Genomic DNA, 15,158 nt, shown 5'->3' on the forward strand with positions numbered 1-15,158 from the left:
GGGAATGGCAGCTTATGGATGATAATTGCGGCAGTTTGGTAACGGGGAAACCTGTCCGCGAGAGCAATCGAAATAGAGATTTTCTTGAGAGTATGTGGTCGCCGGAGCCTTTGGGAGGACCTTTACTGCTCCAGCACCATCTGACCGTTGGCGTATTCGAACCGCCTGAGGCGGGAGAGGAAGGAGAGACCGAGCAGGTTCTCGGACAGCGCCTCGTCGGGCAGCACCATGGCATCGACGTCGCGTACGACGAGGCCGCCGACATCGAGCATGGCGATGCGGGTGCGCGCGGCCTTGATGGTGCCGTTGGCGGTGGAGACGGTAGCGTTGTAATCGCTGCGCGAGGGACGCAGGCCGAAGCGGGCGGCCGAGGTCTCGTTCAGCGCAACCACGGAGGCGCCGGTGTCGACCATGAAGCCGATGCGCTGGCCTTCAATCCGGCCCTCGGTCTGGAAGTGGCCGCGGCCGTCGCGGGGGATGTTGAGGCTACGGCCGCCGGCCGGCGCGGTAGACGCGACTGCTACCGTACGCGGCACCGACGTCGCCGAGGCGGAGCTCATCCTGTCCGCCATCTGCGCCATGAAGGTGCCGAGGCCGATCATGATCGCCGCGAAGATCATTATGTTACGCATCACACCACTCGAAGCCGAAGCTCGATTTCACCACGCGGCAGGCCGCTCCGCGAGCGACGCTGCGGCCAGAGCGGTGCTATTTTGACGAAAAGGATGAGCGGACGGTTAATGCGCCGGTGTCGCAGATACGACATATCCTCATCCTGAGGGGCCCCGCGAAGCGCACGTCTCGAACCGAGCGGCCAACAGCGGGGCCGTCATCCTTCGAGACGCTTGCTACGCAAGCTCCTCAGGATGAGGAATTGGTAACGGCGCGTGGGACTAGAACGGGCTCACCGAGAAATACCGCAGCCACAGATCGGTGTAGCGGCCCTTCTCCCAGACGCGGAACATCGCCCAGTTCAGGGCCTGACGCAGCACGTCGTTGCCCTTGCGCACGGCGATTCCGATGCCTTCGCCGAAGAAGCGGCTTTCGACGAAGGGACCGCCAGAGAAGGCGCAGCAATCGCCGGAATCGGTGCCGTTGATCCAGAACGCGAGTGCGATGGCGTCGCCGAAGATGAAGTCGACCTCGCCCTTGCGAAGCGCGGCGCGCATCGCGTCGTCGTTGGGATAGGGATGCAGCTCGGCGTCGGTGAACATCGCCTTGAGATAGGCTTCATGCGCGGAGCCGGCGATGACGCCGACCTTCTTGCCCTCGAGATATTCGGGCCGGATCTCCGGCATCACCGCGTCCTTGCGCGAGGCGAAGCGCGCTGGCACGCGATAGTAGGGATCGGTGAAGTCGACGCGGGCGCGGAGCTGCGGGCTCACCGCCATCGAGGCGATGATGGCGTCGCCCCGGTTGGAGGCGAGCGCATCAACCAGCGTCTCGAAGCGGCGCATCTGCACCGTGCAGGTGACCTTGATCTCCTCGCACAGAGCGCGGGCGAAATCGACGTTGAAGCCGGCCGGATTGCCGTCGGCGCCGGTATAGTTGAACGGCGGATAGTCAGTTTCGGTCAGGAAACGGATCACGGTCAGGCGCGACAGGTCCGGCCGTTCCGGCCGCCGCCGCGGGTCCCAGAAGCCCGGCACCGCCTGGGGAGCGGCTTGCGGCGCGACCTGAGGTGAGGCTTGCGGTGCCGTTGGGGGCTGCTTGGCCGGAGCCTGCGCCTGCACGCACGGCGCAGCAACGAGCACGCAGACGCCGACGACCAGCCCGGTCAGCAAGCCGCGGGCGGATTTGGACGATTTCGCCTGTTGCGATGGAGCCATCGGCTGAAATGAACGATTTTCGTTGGGATCGGAGGGCCTTATAGCCCATCCGGCCGGGAACGCGAGCGCGGATTGCGGCCACGGTGCGCTCCCTCCCCCGCTTGCGGGGAAGGGTCGGGGAGAGGGTGTGTCCGCAGGCGAGAGCCCCTGCGTGGAGAGAGCCCTCACCCGGCGCGTCGCGCCGACCTCTCCCGCAAGCGGGAGAGGTTACCGAGTACGCCGCGCGATCAGTCCGCCAAACTTACAAATACCGCTTCAAGTCCACCGCGGCTTCTTCCGGCGTGCGCTTCAGGTTGAACGGCGAGACGAAGCGGCCGTCGCGATCCATCAGATAGATCAGCGCGGTGTGGTCCATGGTGTAGTCGCCGTCCTTGGTCGGGACCTTCTTGGCGTAGACGCGGTAGGAGGTGATCACCTTGGCGGTCTCGGCAGGATCGCCGCTCAGGCCTTCGAGGTGCGGGTCGAAGCTCGACAGATAATCCTTCATCGCGGCCTGCGTATCGCGCTCGGGATCGACCGAGATGAAGACGGCATTGACCTTGTCAGCGTCCTTGCCCATCGCACGCAGCACTTCCGAAATCTCGAACAGCGAGGTCGGGCAGACGTCGGGGCAATGGGTGTAGCCGAAGAAGATCAGGGTCGGCTTGCCCTTGAGGCTCTTGTCGGTGACGGCCTTGCCGTTCTGGTCGGTGAGCTGGAACGGGCCGCCGATCGCGGCCGGCTGCGCCACCTTGCTGACCCCGCCCATCGCCCAGAATACGATCAGGAGACCAAGGACGAGGCTTGCGGCGAAGGCGGTCGCGATCACCAGCGGACGGGTGGAGCTCATGGGCGGAAAACTTCCTGTCGCGGGTCAGAAGCAGGCGGCGAAACCGGTCCTGATCATTTCGAAGAACACTTGGCTGCCATAGTGGAACCAGAGTGCGAGCGCACCGAGCACAACCAAGCCTCCAACGCCAGCACCGGCCAACAGCAGCACGACCGGCGTCCGGCCGGCAGTGGGCGAATTGTCCGATACAGGATGGGCGGGGTGCAGTGGTTGAGCCATGACAACGATCGGGGTGAAGGGTTCCCTTGGCTCTCAAATAGGCGCTGGGGCGTGGCCGGGCAAGCTTACGTGAACGGCGACGTTCGGCCGTCGCCATTCCTCGTCATGCCCTGGCTTGTCCCGCCTGCGCGGCCGAAGCCGCTTCGGCGAGGCAAAGACCCGGGCATCCACGTAATTCTCGCCCGGCCCAAGAACGTGGATGGCCGGGACAAGCCCGGCCATGACGAAGGATCAGGGTTGAACGGAAGCGACGACCGCCGGGCCTATCTTGACGATGGCTTGTTGGCCGAGGCCTGCGCGTCGAGGTAGCAGGGCTTGTACATGGCCTGGAGCTGCCTGCCCTTCAGGAAGAGCATATGCGGCGTGAGGCCGCCGCGCTGGTTGATCCAGCGCTTCACCTGCGAGGGATACATCGCATAGAGCATCTGGGTCGCTTCGGTATTGGTGACGGCGCGGCCGTTGCTGCCGAAATCCCACGCGGCGTGGAAGCCCAGTGTCGCGTGCGACGTCACGCAGATTCGGTCAGGCGGGATGGCGCCGAGGACGATGGTGCAGGCAGAGGCGCAGAGACCGTCGATGATGACGGTGTCGCCCGACTGTCGCAGGTCCTGGTATTTGTCGACGTAGGTTCCGATCCGGCCACCGCGGTCATCCGCGATCCGAACCACCGCGTGAGAAGCGCCCATGCTCGCGATCAGGAGAACCGCCGCAAGCAACCCCGTCAGAAACTTCATTGGCCCCCGCCCCAGTCGAATTCGAATCTGTGTGTCAGGTGGTGATGCCCTGCTAGGGTCCGTCGTAACCGCGGTTTTGTCTAGGCATGCCGGCTCGCTCAAAACAAATTCAAATCCAGTGTTGCGCCGGCGCTGCACTCAGCCGGTCTTTTTCCCGAAGTGGAACAAGTTAACGATGTCTTACGCGCCGTCCTCTTGATCTCAGTTGCAACCGCCGGCTTCAATCCGGGCAACTACAGGGGGGAACCTGTGGAGGGGGAGCACATGGAGGGGGAAAAATATGGCCGAACAGATGGCTGAAGAGACTGACGTCATCGTTGTCGGCGCAGGACTGTCGGGCCTCGTGGCCGCAACCGAGATCGCGGACGCCGGCAAGCGCGTGATCGTGGTCGACCAGGAGGGCGAGCAGTCGCTCGGCGGCCAGGCGTTCTGGTCATTCGGCGGATTGTTCCTGGTCGATTCGCCGGAGCAGCGCCGGCTCGGCATCAAGGACTCATTCGACCTCGCGATGCAGGACTGGCTTGGCACCGCCGGCTTCGACCGCGACGAGGATTTCTGGCCGCGGCAATGGGCCGAGGCCTATGTGGCATTCGCGGCCGGCGAGAAGCGTGCGTGGCTGCGCGCGATGGGCCATCGCATTTTCCCCGTGGTCGGATGGGCCGAGCGCGGCGGCTATGACGCGATGGGCCACGGCAATTCGGTGCCGCGCTTTCATGTCACCTGGGGCACCGGGCCCGGCATCGTCGAGCCGTTCGAGCGCCGCGCGCGCGAGGCCGTCAAAAGCGGCCGGCTGAGCTTTCGGTTCCGCCATCGCGTCGATGCGCTCTCGATCACCAACGGCACGGTGGACGGCGTCGGCGGTGCCATTCTCGCCCCGGATAATGTCGAGCGCGGCAAGAGCTCATCGCGCAACGTCGTCGGCCAGTTTGCGTTGAAGGCGCAAGCCGTGATCGTCGCCTCGGGCGGCATCGGCGGCAATCACGAGCTGGTGCGGCAGAACTGGCCGAAGCGGCTCGGCGCGCCACCCAAATTCATGATCTCCGGCGTGCCCGAGCATGTCGACGGCCGCATGATCGGCATCACCGAGAAAACAGGCGCGCGGCTGATCAACCGCGACCGCATGTGGCATTATGTCGAAGGCATCCAGAACTGGTCACCGATCTGGCCGCGCCACGGCATCCGCATCCTGCCCGGCCCCTCCTCGATGTGGTTCGACGCCACCGGCACGCGCTTGCCGGCGCCGTTGTTTCCCGGCTCCGACACACTCGGCCAGCTCCACTACATCATGTCCACCGGCTACGATTATTCCTGGTTCATCCTGACCCAGAGCATCATCAAGAAGGAGTTTGCGCTGTCGGGTTCGGAGCAGAACCCCGACCTCACCGGCAAGAGCTGGCGCATGACAATCAAGCGCGCCACCAACAAGGGCGCACCGGCGCCGGTGGAAGCGTTCAAAAGCCATGGTGTCGACTTCATCGTGCGCGACAAGATCGAGGATCTCGTTGCGGCCATGAACAAGCTGGCCGGCAGCGACCTCCTCAAGCTCGAGCACATCAGGATGCAGATCGAGGCGCGCGACCGTGAGATCGCCAACCCTTACGTCAAGGATGCGCAGGTGATGAACATTCACAATGCGCGGCGCTATATCGGCGACAGACTGATCCGCACCGCCTCCCCTCACCGCATCCTCGATCCCGCGCAAGGGCCGCTGATCGCGGTCAAGCTCAACATCCTCACCCGCAAGACGCTGGGCGGTTTCGAGACCGACCTCTCTTCGCGCGTGTTCGGCGAGGAGGGCAGCGTCATCCCCGGCCTCTATGCAGCGGGCGAAGCCGCCGGCTTCGGCGGCGGCGGCGTGCACGGCTATCGTTCGCTGGAAGGCACGTTCCTCGGCGGCTGCCTGTTCTCGGGCCGCAATGCGGGCCGGGCCGCGGCGAAGGCCGTGGGCTAGATGATGCGGCGGCGGATGCGCATCGCGGCGGTTGTTGCGGCATTGGCCGCCGCCTCGGCTGCGTCCGCCGATACGATCGACATCGACGGCGTGAAGCGGTCCTACACCGTGCAACTGCCGGCGAAGCGGCTGGTGCCGCTCGTGGTCGTGCTGCACGGCAAGACCCAGCGCGGCGCCGACATGATGACGCGCACGGCATGGCCGCAGGTCGCAAGGCGCGAAGGGTTTGCCGCGGTCTTTCCTGACGGCCTCAACCACGCCTGGACCGATGCGAGGACCAAGGCGGGACCGGCGCTCCGCGGCCCGCCCGCGGGCACCGACGACGTCGCCTTCATCACAAAGCTGGTCGAGAAGCTGGTGGCGAACGGCACCGCCGATCCTCGCCGCGTCTATGTCACCGGCGTCTCCAATGGCGGCGCCATGGCGATGACGCTGGTCTGCGCCCGGGCCGATCTGTTTGCTGCCGCCGCGAGCGTGAGCATGAACCTAACCGATGAGGCCGCAGTCACGTGCCATCCGTCGCGGCCACTGCCGATGCTGCTGATGAACGGCACGGCCGATCCGCTGGTCCCCTACGAGGGCGGTCGCGGGTCGAGCTATTATGCCGCAGACGGATTCTGGTCCACCGACGAGACGCTCGCGTTCTGGCGCAAGCTCAACGGCTGCGAGACCGATAATTCCGACATCACCGATTTGCCCGACAGGGCGCCCGCAGACCAATCCACGGTGACACGGATCTCCTCGCACTGTCCTGGAGGGCACGACGTCGTGCTTTATCGCATCAATCAAGGCGGTCACCGCATGCCCGGATTTTCTCCCGATGCCCGCTTCCCGAAGGTCGCAACCAGCTTGCTCGGGACGCAGAACGGCGACATCGACGCCGCCGAGACGATCTGGACGTTCTTCAGCCAGTTTCCCTGAAGCGTAACGCATGCACGGCCACCGACGCATGCGTGCCCGGCAACGCATGCGTGCCTGGGGTGGCACAGGACAGGCCGCTGCGCTAGACAGGGCCGCCATTCAAAGGAGACCCCAATGAGCATTCAACGTCTTGAAACCGGCCCGCGCATGAGCCAGGTCGTCGTGCACGGCAACACCGTCTATCTCGCCGGTGTCGTCGCCAACAACGCCGCCGGCGAAAGCGTGACGAAGCAGACCCAGGACATCCTGGCGACCATCGACAGCCATCTCGCCAAGGCCGGCACCGACAAGTCGAAGCTGCTCTCGGCCACGATCTACATCACCGACATGAAAACGTTCGGCGAGATGAACGCGGTGTGGGACGCCTGGGTCTCGCCCGGCAACACGCCGGCGCGCGCCACCGTCGAAGCCAAGCTCGCGGCAGCACAATACACCGTCGAAATCATGGTCACGGCGGCGAAGTAAGTACGGAAAATTCACGTGCGCTGACGACCTCAGAGGTAATCGATCAGCGCGCGTGAACCTTCGATAGTCGGGTCAGCCGAACAACACGGCGCCATCGAAGGAGACGACAATGACCGACCCCATCACCATCGCCCGCCGCTATATCGACCTCTGGAACGAACGTGCAGCCGATCGCCGGCGCGAACTGCTGAGCCAGAACTGGACGGCGGATGCGAGCTATGTCGACCCCCTGATGAAGGGCGACGGCCATGACGGCGTCGATGCGCTGATCGCAGGCGTGCAGCAGCGCTTTCCCGATTTCAAGTTCAAGCTGATCGGCGAGCCCAACGGCTACGGCGACCATGTCCGCTTCAGTTGGGGCCTTGGTCCCGATGGCATCGACAGCCCGATCAAGGGGACCGATTTCGCCGTGCTGAAGGACGGCCGCATCAGGAGCGTCACGGGATTTCTGGACCAGGTCCCCGCGGGCGCGTGAGCGCGCGCTGATCGTTGCTGCGCCCTCTCTCCTTGTAGGGGCAGGGCGCAGCGGCTCGCCGCAAGCGCTAATTATTCGCGCTCGCGGAATCGTCCATCGCCTTGAAGGCTTCCTCCAGCTGCAGCGAGATCGGCACGTTCAGCCGTTCGCCGGTCGGAAGTCTTGCAGTGAACCATTTATTATAGAGCGGGACGAGGTCGTGGTTGGAGCCGAGCTTGCGGAAGGTGCGATCGACCACCGCCGCCAGTTGCGGTTCGCCCTTGCGGAACATGATGCCGTAGGGATCATAGGACAGGTAATCGCCGGTGACGCGGAACTTGTCCTGCGCCTTGTGGCGCACGATCAGGCTGGACAGCAGGATGTCGTCGGTCGCGAACGCATCAGCCTTGCCGTCGACGAGCATCTGGTACGACTGTTCGTGATCGGCACCGACAACGATGGTCAGTCCCAACGAGGACTTCTTGTCGGCCGCCTGGATCGCCTGCTCGTTGGTGGTGCCCTTCGTCACCACGATGGTCTTTCCCTTCAGATCAGTCAGTGACTGGACGCTGGACGCCTTCGGCACCATCAGCTTGGTGCCGGCGACAAACATCAGCGGCGAGAAGGCGACGCGCTTGGCGCGCTCGGCATTGGCCGTGGTCGAGCCGCATTCCAGGTCGATCTTGTTCTGGAGCACGGAGTCGATGCGGTCATCCGAGGTGACCTTGACGTAGGCGATCTTCAGATTTGGATCGTCGACCTCGACGCCGATCTCCTCGACGACCGCCTCGCAGAGCTCGAGGCTGTAGCCGATCGGCCGGTTGGCCTGGTCGAGGAAGGAGAACGGCGGCGAGCTCTCGCGATACCCGAGCCGCACGGTGTGCGCGGTCTTGATCGCTGACAGCGTGGGGCTAAGCCCTTCGCTGCCGCCGGTCGTCTGGGCGGAGGCACCCGTGGCCAGCTGGCACGCTGCCAGCAACAGGCCGCCCGATATCGCCATTGAAAGGTGCATGATGCACTCCGATCAATGGCCGGCCATCGCAGGCACTTCGCCGGGGATCATGTCCCCCGGCACGGCATCGCCCGCTCCAAGCTCGTGCTCGGGCCCGAGCTCGCCCTCCCATTTGGCCACGACCGAGGTCGCGAGTGTGTTGCCGATCACGTTGGTGGCGCTGCGGCCCATGTCGAGGAAGGTGTCGATGCCCATGATCATCAACAGCCCGGCCTCGGGGATGCCGAATTGCGACAGCGTCGAGGCGATCACGACGAGGGAGGCGCGCGGCACGCCGGCGACGCCCTTCGAGGTGATCATCAGGGTCGCCAGCATCGCGAGCTGGGTGCCGAGCGGCATGTCGATGTGGTAGCTCTGCGCGATGAAGATGCTCGCGAAGGTGCAGTACATCATCGTGCCGTCGAGATTGAAGGAATAGCCGAGCGGCAGCACGAAGCTCGATATCCGCGACGAAGCACCGAACTTGTTCAGCCCCTCCAGCGTCTTCGGATAGGCCGCTTCGGAACTCGCCGTGGAGAATGCGATCATCAGCGGCTCGCGGATCAGCTTCAGCAGATGGGCGTAGCGCGGCCCGATCACGATGAAGCCCACGACCACCAGGATGCCCCACAGGAGCGCGAGCGAGAGATAGAAGCCACCCATGAAGACGATGAGCTTCCAGAGCACCAGCAGGCCGTTCTTGGCAACCGTCGCGGTGATGGCGGCCCAGACGGCGAACGGCGCGAACATCATCACATAGCCCGTCACCTTGAGCATGATGTGGCCGATATCGTCGATCAGCGCCAGGATCGGCTTGGAACGCTCAGGCATCGAGCCCATCGCCACCGAGAAGAACACGGCGAAGATCACGATCTGCAGGATCTCGTTCTGCGCCATCGCATCCGCGATCGAGGTCGGGATCAGATGGGTCAGGAATTTTTCGATCGAGAAGGCGGAAACCGGCAGGCCGGTCGACTGCGCCTTGTCGGGCAGGGTACCGGGGAAGTTCGCGCCGGGCTGGAGCAGATTGACCATCACGAGGCCGAGCATCAGCGAGACGAAAGAGGCGCTGACGAACCAGCCCATGGTCTTGGCGAAGATGCGGCCGAGCTTGGAGCCCGAGCCCATATGAGCAATGCCGCCGACCAGCGTCGCAAACACCAGCGGCGCGATGATCATCTTGATCAGGCGCAGGAAAATCACGGCGATCAGGTTGATGGACGAGGCCCAATCGCCCCGCGTGTCGGGCAGGAAATTGTAGATCGCCGCGCCCATGATGATGCCGAGCACCATCGCCACCAGAATGAATTGCGTAAACCTGTTCGACATTGAACACCCCCGCTACATCGACCGCTTCATGATGTCGCAGATATGACGGCCGCGCAACACGCTTGGCGTGCGACCGTCGGGGCGGATGTTCCCGTTGCGAAACTGGCGCCCGCGATCTAGCTTCATGCAGCGCACAACGAATGCGGCTTGCACTTTTTTCTTGCGGCAGCTGCATCAATAATCGTCAAACGACCGAGGGGAAACATCATGAGCGGCAGCGTCAATCGTCAGATTCTTCTGGTGGAAAAGCCCAGCGGCAAGCTCGGCCCCGAGCACTTCAAGATGGTCGAAGGTGCGGTGCCTGAGCCGAAGGACGGCGAGGCCTTGCTGCGCGTGCGTTACATCTCGCTCGACGCCGCCAACCGCGCCTGGATGCACGGCGCAACCTATCGCTCAGCAGTCGAAGCCAACAGCGTGATGGCCGGCGGCGCCATCGCCGAGGTCGTCAGCTCGAAGGCGCCGGGGCTTGCGCCGGGCGACATCGTGTTTGGTGACACCGGCTGGCAGGAGTTGGCGGCAGTGCCCGCCAAGCATCTCACCAAGATGCCGAAGCTCGAGCCGATGACGCATCTGCTCAGCGTGTTCGGCATCGCCGGCCTCACCGCCTATTTCGGCCTGCTGGAGATCGGCAAACCCAAGGAAGGCGAGACCGTCGTGGTCTCCGCGGCTGCAGGCTCGGTCGGCTCGATCGTCGGGCAGATCGCGAAGATCAAGGGATGTCGCGTCATCGGCATCGCCGGCGGTGCCGAGAAATGCAGCTGGCTGACCTCCGAGCTCGGCTTCGATGCGGCCGTGGACTACAAGGACGGCGCGGTGTTCAAGGCGCTGCGCGCGGCGGCGCCGAAGGGCATCGACGTCTATTTCGACAATGTTGGCGGCGACATTCTCGAAGCGTGCCTGCCGCAGATGAACAATTACGGCCGCATCGCCTGCTGCGGCGCGATCTCGCAATATGACGGCGCGCCCTCGGCACACGGCCCGCGCGGCGTGCCCGGCCTGATCGTGGTGAAGCGGCTCGTCATGCAGGGCTTCATCGTGATGGACTACATGAAGGAAAGCCAGCGAGCGCTCGCCGACCTCCAGGCCTGGGTCAGATCCGGCAAGCTGAAGGTGCAGGAGGATATCATCGACGGCCTCGAGAACACGCCGAAGGCGCTGATCGGATTGCTGGCGGGCGAGAACCGCGGCAAGCGCATGGTCAAGCTCTGACGACCTAGTTACGTCGCAATTGCAAAGCCAATATCTACTTGCGGTAGAGGTCGCGGCGGCCAATGATGCCGCGCGCGACATCACCCGCGACGATTGTTTGCATCACATTTGAAAAATTGTCGGCGTTACCGACAGGGCAGGAATTCACTCAGATGTTCAACATGTTGAAACATACGTCGGCACGCGGGGCGTTGCTGGTGGCGACTCTCTTCGCAACTGCAGCAGGCGCATTCGCACAAGCACCGAGCGAGGCGCAGAAGAGCGCGATCCGCTCCGCATGCCGCTCGGACTTCATGGCGCACTGCGCGAGCGTTACGCCCGGCGGCGTGGAGGCCTATCAATGCCTGCAGAAGAACATGTCCAGCCTGTCATCGGGATGCCAAACCGCGGTTCGTGCCGTCGAGCCTGCTGCGGCGCCGAAGACCGAAGCCGCGCCGAAGACCGAGGCTGCACCCAAAGAGACTGCCCCCAAGGAGGCTGCCCCCAAGGCGGAGGCCGCGCCTGCCGCGCCGAAGGCTGAATCCGCTCCCGCGGCAAAGCCGGCATCTGGAGCCGCGCCGAAGGCCGCGGCAGCCAAACAGCCGAGCAGCGCGCAGGTCGCTGCCGTCAAGAGCGCGTGCCGCGCCGATTATCCCAAAGTGTGCGCCAGCGTGCCACCGGGCGGCGCGCCCGCACTCGAATGCCTGGAGAAGAACAAGGCAAAGGTTTCGCCGGCCTGCGAGAAGGCCGTGAGCGCCGCGGCCGGCGGTGGCGCGGCAGCCACGGCGGCACCTGCGGGCGCAGCTCCTGCGGCAGCTGCACCGGCAGCCGCGCCTGCCGTTATCGTGCTGCGCCCGCTGCGGCCGCGCGAAGAGCTGTTCATCGTCCAGTCCGCATGTCGCGAGGATGTCCGCACGCTGTGCGGCAGCGTGGCGCCAGGTGGCGGTCGGATCATCCAATGCGTTGCCAACAATGCCGCTTCGCTGTCGCCCGCCTGCAAGGACGTTCTGGCGCCGTTTGCCGCACGCTAGAGAAGCGAGCCGTCCGGCAGCTGCACCACCGTGGTGAACGGCGGCTGGTAAAGTGCTGCGTCTGACGTGCGGATGGCCAAGCCGGCGCGGTTTGGCTATGCTTCGCACTCACTGCTTCGGACCCGCCGCCAAACGCGCGTCCGGGCACAAGCCTCGGCGCGCCCGCGCTTTGCCGATAATTCCGCTGGCGCGGGCGACCGGAGCACATTAGTCTACCCCTAGATAGTAAGTATACTGTCAATCAGGGAGGACAGACGTTGCGGATCGCCGTGATTGGCGGGGGGCCCGGTGGGCTCTACTTCGCTTATCTCTGGAAGAAGCGTCACCCCGAGGATCAAGTCGACCTGTTCGAACAGAACCCGGCCGACGCGACCTGGGGCTTTGGCGTCGTGTTCTCGGACCAGGCCCTGGAATTCCTGCGCGCCGACGACCCCGAGACGGTCGACGCGATCGCGCCGCACATGGAGAGCTGGGAGAACATCACGCTGAACCTGAGCGGCGACAGCGTCGCCATCGACGGCGTCGGCTTCTCCTCGATCGGCCGGCTCGAGCTCTTGCGTTTCCTGCAGCAGCGCGCGCTCGATGTCGGCGTCACCCCGCGCTTCGATACGCCGATTCATGCGATCGACCAGCTCAACGGCCATGATCTGATCGTCGCCGCCGACGGGCTGAACTCGCTGGTACGCCGCGCCTTCGAGGGCGATTTCGGCACCTCGCTGTCCTACTCCTCCAACAAGTTCGTCTGGTACGGCACCTCGAAGCGTTTCGACACGCTGTCGCAGACCTTCGTAAAGACCGACCGCGGCGCCTTCAACGCCCACCACTACCGCTACTCGCCAACCATGAGCACGTTCCTGGTCGAATGCGATCATGCGACGTGGCAGGCCTACGGTTTCGCCTACAAGGACGTGGAGCAGTCCAAAGGTGTCTGCGAGGAGGTGTTCGCCGACACGCTCGGCGGCCGCTCGCTGGTTTCCAACAAATCGGTCTGGCGCAACTTCCCCTGGGTCTGGAACGAGCACTGGTCGTTCAAGAACATGGTGCTGCTCGGCGACGCGCTGCACTCGGCGCATTTCTCGATCGGCTCGGGCACGCGGCTCGCGATCGAGGACGCCATTGCGCTGGTCAAGGCGCTGGAGTCGGATGCGCATCTCTCCACCGCCCTGCATCGCTACCAGGCCGCCCGAAAGCCGGTGGTGCAGAAGCTCGTCAACGCCGCGCGGACCAGCGCTTTCTGGTACGAGCACTTTGCTCAGCACATGCAGCAGGGCCTGATGGACTTTGCCTACAGCTACATCACCCGCTCAGGCCGCATCGACGACTCCCGCCTGCGCGCGATGTCGCCGGCCTTCATGGCGCGCTACGAAGCCGCCAAGAACGGTGGGGACGAGGCATGAGCGAGCAGATTCACGACCAGGTGCCCGCCGACTGCGCGGGCGCACGCGAGATCGGCTTTTCCGTTCCGCAGGTCTACAATGCCAGCCGCGTGCTATTCGACAATCTCGCGAGAGGATGCGGCGACAAGCTCGCGCTCATTGGCCCCGCGGGCACGCGCACCTACGCCGAGCTCTGCGCGGAAGCCTGCCGCTGGGGCAACGGCTTTGCCTCGCTCGGCCTCAAGCGCGGCGATCGCGTGCTGCTGTTCCTCGACGACACCCCGGCCTATCCGGCCGCGTTCTTCGGTGCGGTGCGCGCCGGCTTCGTGCCGTTGCTGATCAACACGCTGACGCCGCCGGATCTGCTGCAATTCTATCTCGCCGATTCCGGCGCTTCTGTCGCGGTGGCGGACGCCGAGTTCTGTGCACGTTTCAACGCCGAGGCGTGCAAGGACACGAGCCTGCACACCTTGGTCGTTGTCAATGGCGCCGTGGGCGATCACGCCGCGCCGAACGCCGTTTCCGCCGCCAATTGGCTGCCGCAATTTCCGTCCGAACTTGCGGAAGCCGACACGCATCGCAACGAGATGGCGTTCTGGATGTACTCGTCCGGATCCACTGGCCGGCCCAAGGGCATCGTGCATCTCCAGCACGACATGGCCTATAGCGAGGTCGCTTTTGCGCAGAACGTCTTGAAGCTGACGCCGGATGACATCTGCTTCTCGGTGCCAAAAATCTTCTTCGCCTATGGCTTTGGCAACGCGATCACCTTCCCGTTCTCGGCGGGCGCGACGACGCTGCTGTTGCCGGGCCAGCCGAAGCCCGCGGCGATCTTTTCGGCGATCGAGCAGTACAAGCCGACGGTCTTCTTCGGCCTGCCGACGCTCTATACATCGCTGACCAAGGCCGAGAGTGCCGACAGGACCGACTTCTCGTTCCTGCGCATGGCGCTCTCGGCCGCCGAAGTGCTCTCGGCCGACGTCTTCAACGGCTGGAAGACGCTCACCGGTCTCGAGATCGTAGAAGGCCTCGGCTCGACCGAGGTGCTGCACATCTATCTCTCCAACCGTCCCGAGCGGAAGAAGCTCGGCGCCGCCGGCCTGCGCGTGCCCGGTTATGAGGTCGCGCTGCGCGACAAGGACGGCCGCGATGTCGCCGACGACGAGGAAGGCATCTTGTGGGTGCGCGGCGATTCCAACACGCCGCTGTACTGGAACCGGCCGGACAAATCCGCCGAGACCATCCGCGAAGGCGGCTGGATCTACACCGGCGACCGCTTCGTCCGCGATGCCGATGGCTTTCACTTCTTCCGCGGCCGCGCCGACGATCTCATCAAGATCTCCGGCCAGTGGGTCTATCCGCTCGAGGTCGAGCTGTGCCTCGCCGACCACCCGGACATCCGCGAATGTGCGGTGTTCGCCGCCGAGCTGCCGGACCGGCGCATGACGCTGAAGGCGGTCGTGGTGATGAACAGCCGCGCGGCTGATCAAAGCGAAGCGACACGACGGCTGCAGGATTACGTGAAGGGCAAGCTGCTTCCCTACAAATATCCCCGCGAAGTGATCTTCATCGACGAGCTGCCGAAGACGGGCACGGGGAAGATCGACCGGCAGGCGCTGTTGCGGATGTGAGCGGCGGTGTTGCTCACTCTCGCTGTCGTCCGGCGAAGGCCGGGACCCATACGCCGAGTGGGAGTTATTAGCGCGAGCTGGTCACCACCTGTCTTCGCCAAACCGAACTCGGTGGTTATGGGTCCCGGCCTTCGCCCTAGGGCATGCACATATCTGGTGCGGCGGATTGACTCAGAGCGGCATCTGGGGATTCCAGAATCGGGAAACCGT

The 15,158-nt window shown here is 64.4% G+C and carries 15 protein-coding genes; 8 read left to right on the forward strand and 7 right to left on the reverse strand.

What is annotated here, in order from left to right; genetic code table 11:
* Positions 1 to 122 precede the first annotated feature (122 nt).
* The 5 genes from AC0L21_RS25455 to AC0L21_RS25475 form a co-directional block, all read right to left on the reverse strand.
* A complete protein-coding gene (locus AC0L21_RS25455) occupies positions 123 to 632 on the reverse strand; it encodes a TIGR02281 family clan AA aspartic protease (protein WP_473264478.1) in 510 nt (169 codons plus the stop codon).
* Between the two features lie 261 nt (positions 633 to 893).
* Entirely contained in the window at positions 894 to 1,829 is a 936-nt protein-coding gene (locus tag AC0L21_RS25460; protein WP_473264479.1) for a transporter substrate-binding domain-containing protein, read from the reverse strand.
* A gap of 241 nt (positions 1,830 to 2,070) precedes the next feature.
* Complete coding sequence (locus tag AC0L21_RS25465) at positions 2,071 to 2,658, reverse strand: SCO family protein (RefSeq protein ID WP_473264480.1); 588 nt, start codon at positions 2,656 to 2,658, stop codon at positions 2,071 to 2,073.
* A 24-nt stretch (positions 2,659 to 2,682) separates the two neighbouring features.
* Positions 2,683 to 2,877 (reverse strand): hypothetical protein, encoded by a 195-nt coding sequence (locus AC0L21_RS25470; protein ID WP_473264481.1) that lies wholly within the window; start codon positions 2,875 to 2,877, stop codon positions 2,683 to 2,685.
* Positions 2,878 to 3,140: 263 nt separating this feature from the next.
* Complete coding sequence (locus tag AC0L21_RS25475) at positions 3,141 to 3,611, reverse strand: Clp protease/crotonase-like domain-containing protein (protein WP_018453000.1); 471 nt, start codon at positions 3,609 to 3,611, stop codon at positions 3,141 to 3,143.
* 292 nt (positions 3,612 to 3,903) lie between these two features.
* Here AC0L21_RS25475 and AC0L21_RS25480 point away from each other — a divergent pair, with 292 nt between their 5' ends.
* From AC0L21_RS25480 to AC0L21_RS25495, 4 genes are all read left to right on the forward strand, one after another.
* Positions 3,904 to 5,562: an FAD-binding dehydrogenase gene (locus tag AC0L21_RS25480; protein ID WP_473264497.1), complete on the forward strand. Its 1,659-nt coding sequence runs from the start codon at positions 3,904 to 3,906 to the stop codon at positions 5,560 to 5,562.
* The gene (locus AC0L21_RS25485; protein WP_473264482.1) at positions 5,563 to 6,483 is read left to right on the forward strand and encodes an extracellular catalytic domain type 1 short-chain-length polyhydroxyalkanoate depolymerase; all 921 of its coding nucleotides are present in this window, start codon (positions 5,563 to 5,565) and stop codon (positions 6,481 to 6,483) included.
* A 114-nt stretch (positions 6,484 to 6,597) separates the two neighbouring features.
* Positions 6,598 to 6,948 carry a RidA family protein gene (locus tag AC0L21_RS25490; protein ID WP_007599359.1) on the forward strand — a complete coding sequence of 117 codons (351 nt, stop codon included), beginning with the start codon at positions 6,598 to 6,600 and terminating at the stop codon, positions 6,946 to 6,948.
* 109 nt (positions 6,949 to 7,057) lie between these two features.
* The gene (locus AC0L21_RS25495) at positions 7,058 to 7,423 is read left to right on the forward strand and encodes a nuclear transport factor 2 family protein (protein ID WP_473264483.1); all 366 of its coding nucleotides are present in this window, start codon (positions 7,058 to 7,060) and stop codon (positions 7,421 to 7,423) included.
* A gap of 67 nt (positions 7,424 to 7,490) precedes the next feature.
* On the opposite strand, the gene AC0L21_RS25500 is transcribed toward AC0L21_RS25495, so the two are convergent.
* Complete coding sequence (locus AC0L21_RS25500; RefSeq protein ID WP_473264484.1) at positions 7,491 to 8,414, reverse strand: amino acid ABC transporter substrate-binding protein; 924 nt, start codon at positions 8,412 to 8,414, stop codon at positions 7,491 to 7,493.
* A gap of 12 nt (positions 8,415 to 8,426) precedes the next feature.
* Positions 8,427 to 9,722 (reverse strand): dicarboxylate/amino acid:cation symporter, encoded by a 1,296-nt coding sequence (locus AC0L21_RS25505; RefSeq protein WP_473264485.1) that lies wholly within the window; start codon positions 9,720 to 9,722, stop codon positions 8,427 to 8,429.
* A 207-nt stretch (positions 9,723 to 9,929) separates the two neighbouring features.
* Between AC0L21_RS25505 and AC0L21_RS25510 the strand changes: the two genes are divergently transcribed.
* From AC0L21_RS25510 to AC0L21_RS25525, 4 genes are all read left to right on the forward strand, one after another.
* Positions 9,930 to 10,931: an NADP-dependent oxidoreductase gene (locus AC0L21_RS25510; RefSeq protein ID WP_473264488.1), complete on the forward strand. Its 1,002-nt coding sequence runs from the start codon at positions 9,930 to 9,932 to the stop codon at positions 10,929 to 10,931.
* A 152-nt stretch (positions 10,932 to 11,083) separates the two neighbouring features.
* A complete protein-coding gene (locus AC0L21_RS25515) occupies positions 11,084 to 11,941 on the forward strand; it encodes a cysteine rich repeat-containing protein (RefSeq protein WP_473264490.1) in 858 nt (285 codons plus the stop codon).
* Positions 11,942 to 12,198: 257 nt separating this feature from the next.
* A complete protein-coding gene (locus AC0L21_RS25520; RefSeq protein WP_007599353.1) occupies positions 12,199 to 13,338 on the forward strand; it encodes an FAD-dependent monooxygenase in 1,140 nt (379 codons plus the stop codon).
* On the forward strand, positions 13,335 to 14,948 hold the full coding sequence (locus tag AC0L21_RS25525) for a benzoate-CoA ligase family protein (protein WP_473264491.1): 1,614 nt from the start codon (positions 13,335 to 13,337) through the stop codon (positions 14,946 to 14,948). The genes AC0L21_RS25520 and AC0L21_RS25525 overlap by 4 nt, the downstream gene beginning before the upstream one ends.
* Positions 14,949 to 15,158 lie beyond the last annotated feature (210 nt).

Source organism: Bradyrhizobium sp. WSM4873, from assembly GCF_055811355.1.

Coding starts and splice junctions, on each gene's coding strand:
- AC0L21_RS25455 (WP_473264478.1), bottom strand. CDS start 632: ATGCGTAACATAATGATCTTCGCGGCGATCATGATCGGCCTCGGCACC.
- AC0L21_RS25460 (WP_473264479.1), bottom strand. CDS start 1,829: ATGGCTCCATCGCAACAGGCGAAATCGTCCAAATCCGCCCGCGGCTTG.
- AC0L21_RS25465 (WP_473264480.1), bottom strand. CDS start 2,658: ATGAGCTCCACCCGTCCGCTGGTGATCGCGACCGCCTTCGCCGCAAGC.
- AC0L21_RS25470 (WP_473264481.1), bottom strand. CDS start 2,877: ATGGCTCAACCACTGCACCCCGCCCATCCTGTATCGGACAATTCGCCC.
- AC0L21_RS25475 (WP_018453000.1), bottom strand. CDS start 3,611: ATGAAGTTTCTGACGGGGTTGCTTGCGGCGGTTCTCCTGATCGCGAGC.
- AC0L21_RS25480 (WP_473264497.1), top strand. CDS start 3,904: ATGGCTGAAGAGACTGACGTCATCGTTGTCGGCGCAGGACTGTCGGGC.
- AC0L21_RS25485 (WP_473264482.1), top strand. CDS start 5,563: ATGATGCGGCGGCGGATGCGCATCGCGGCGGTTGTTGCGGCATTGGCC.
- AC0L21_RS25490 (WP_007599359.1), top strand. CDS start 6,598: ATGAGCATTCAACGTCTTGAAACCGGCCCGCGCATGAGCCAGGTCGTC.
- AC0L21_RS25495 (WP_473264483.1), top strand. CDS start 7,058: ATGACCGACCCCATCACCATCGCCCGCCGCTATATCGACCTCTGGAAC.
- AC0L21_RS25500 (WP_473264484.1), bottom strand. CDS start 8,414: ATGCACCTTTCAATGGCGATATCGGGCGGCCTGTTGCTGGCAGCGTGC.
- AC0L21_RS25505 (WP_473264485.1), bottom strand. CDS start 9,722: ATGTCGAACAGGTTTACGCAATTCATTCTGGTGGCGATGGTGCTCGGC.
- AC0L21_RS25510 (WP_473264488.1), top strand. CDS start 9,930: ATGAGCGGCAGCGTCAATCGTCAGATTCTTCTGGTGGAAAAGCCCAGC.
- AC0L21_RS25515 (WP_473264490.1), top strand. CDS start 11,084: ATGTTCAACATGTTGAAACATACGTCGGCACGCGGGGCGTTGCTGGTG.
- AC0L21_RS25525 (WP_473264491.1), top strand. CDS start 13,335: ATGAGCGAGCAGATTCACGACCAGGTGCCCGCCGACTGCGCGGGCGCA.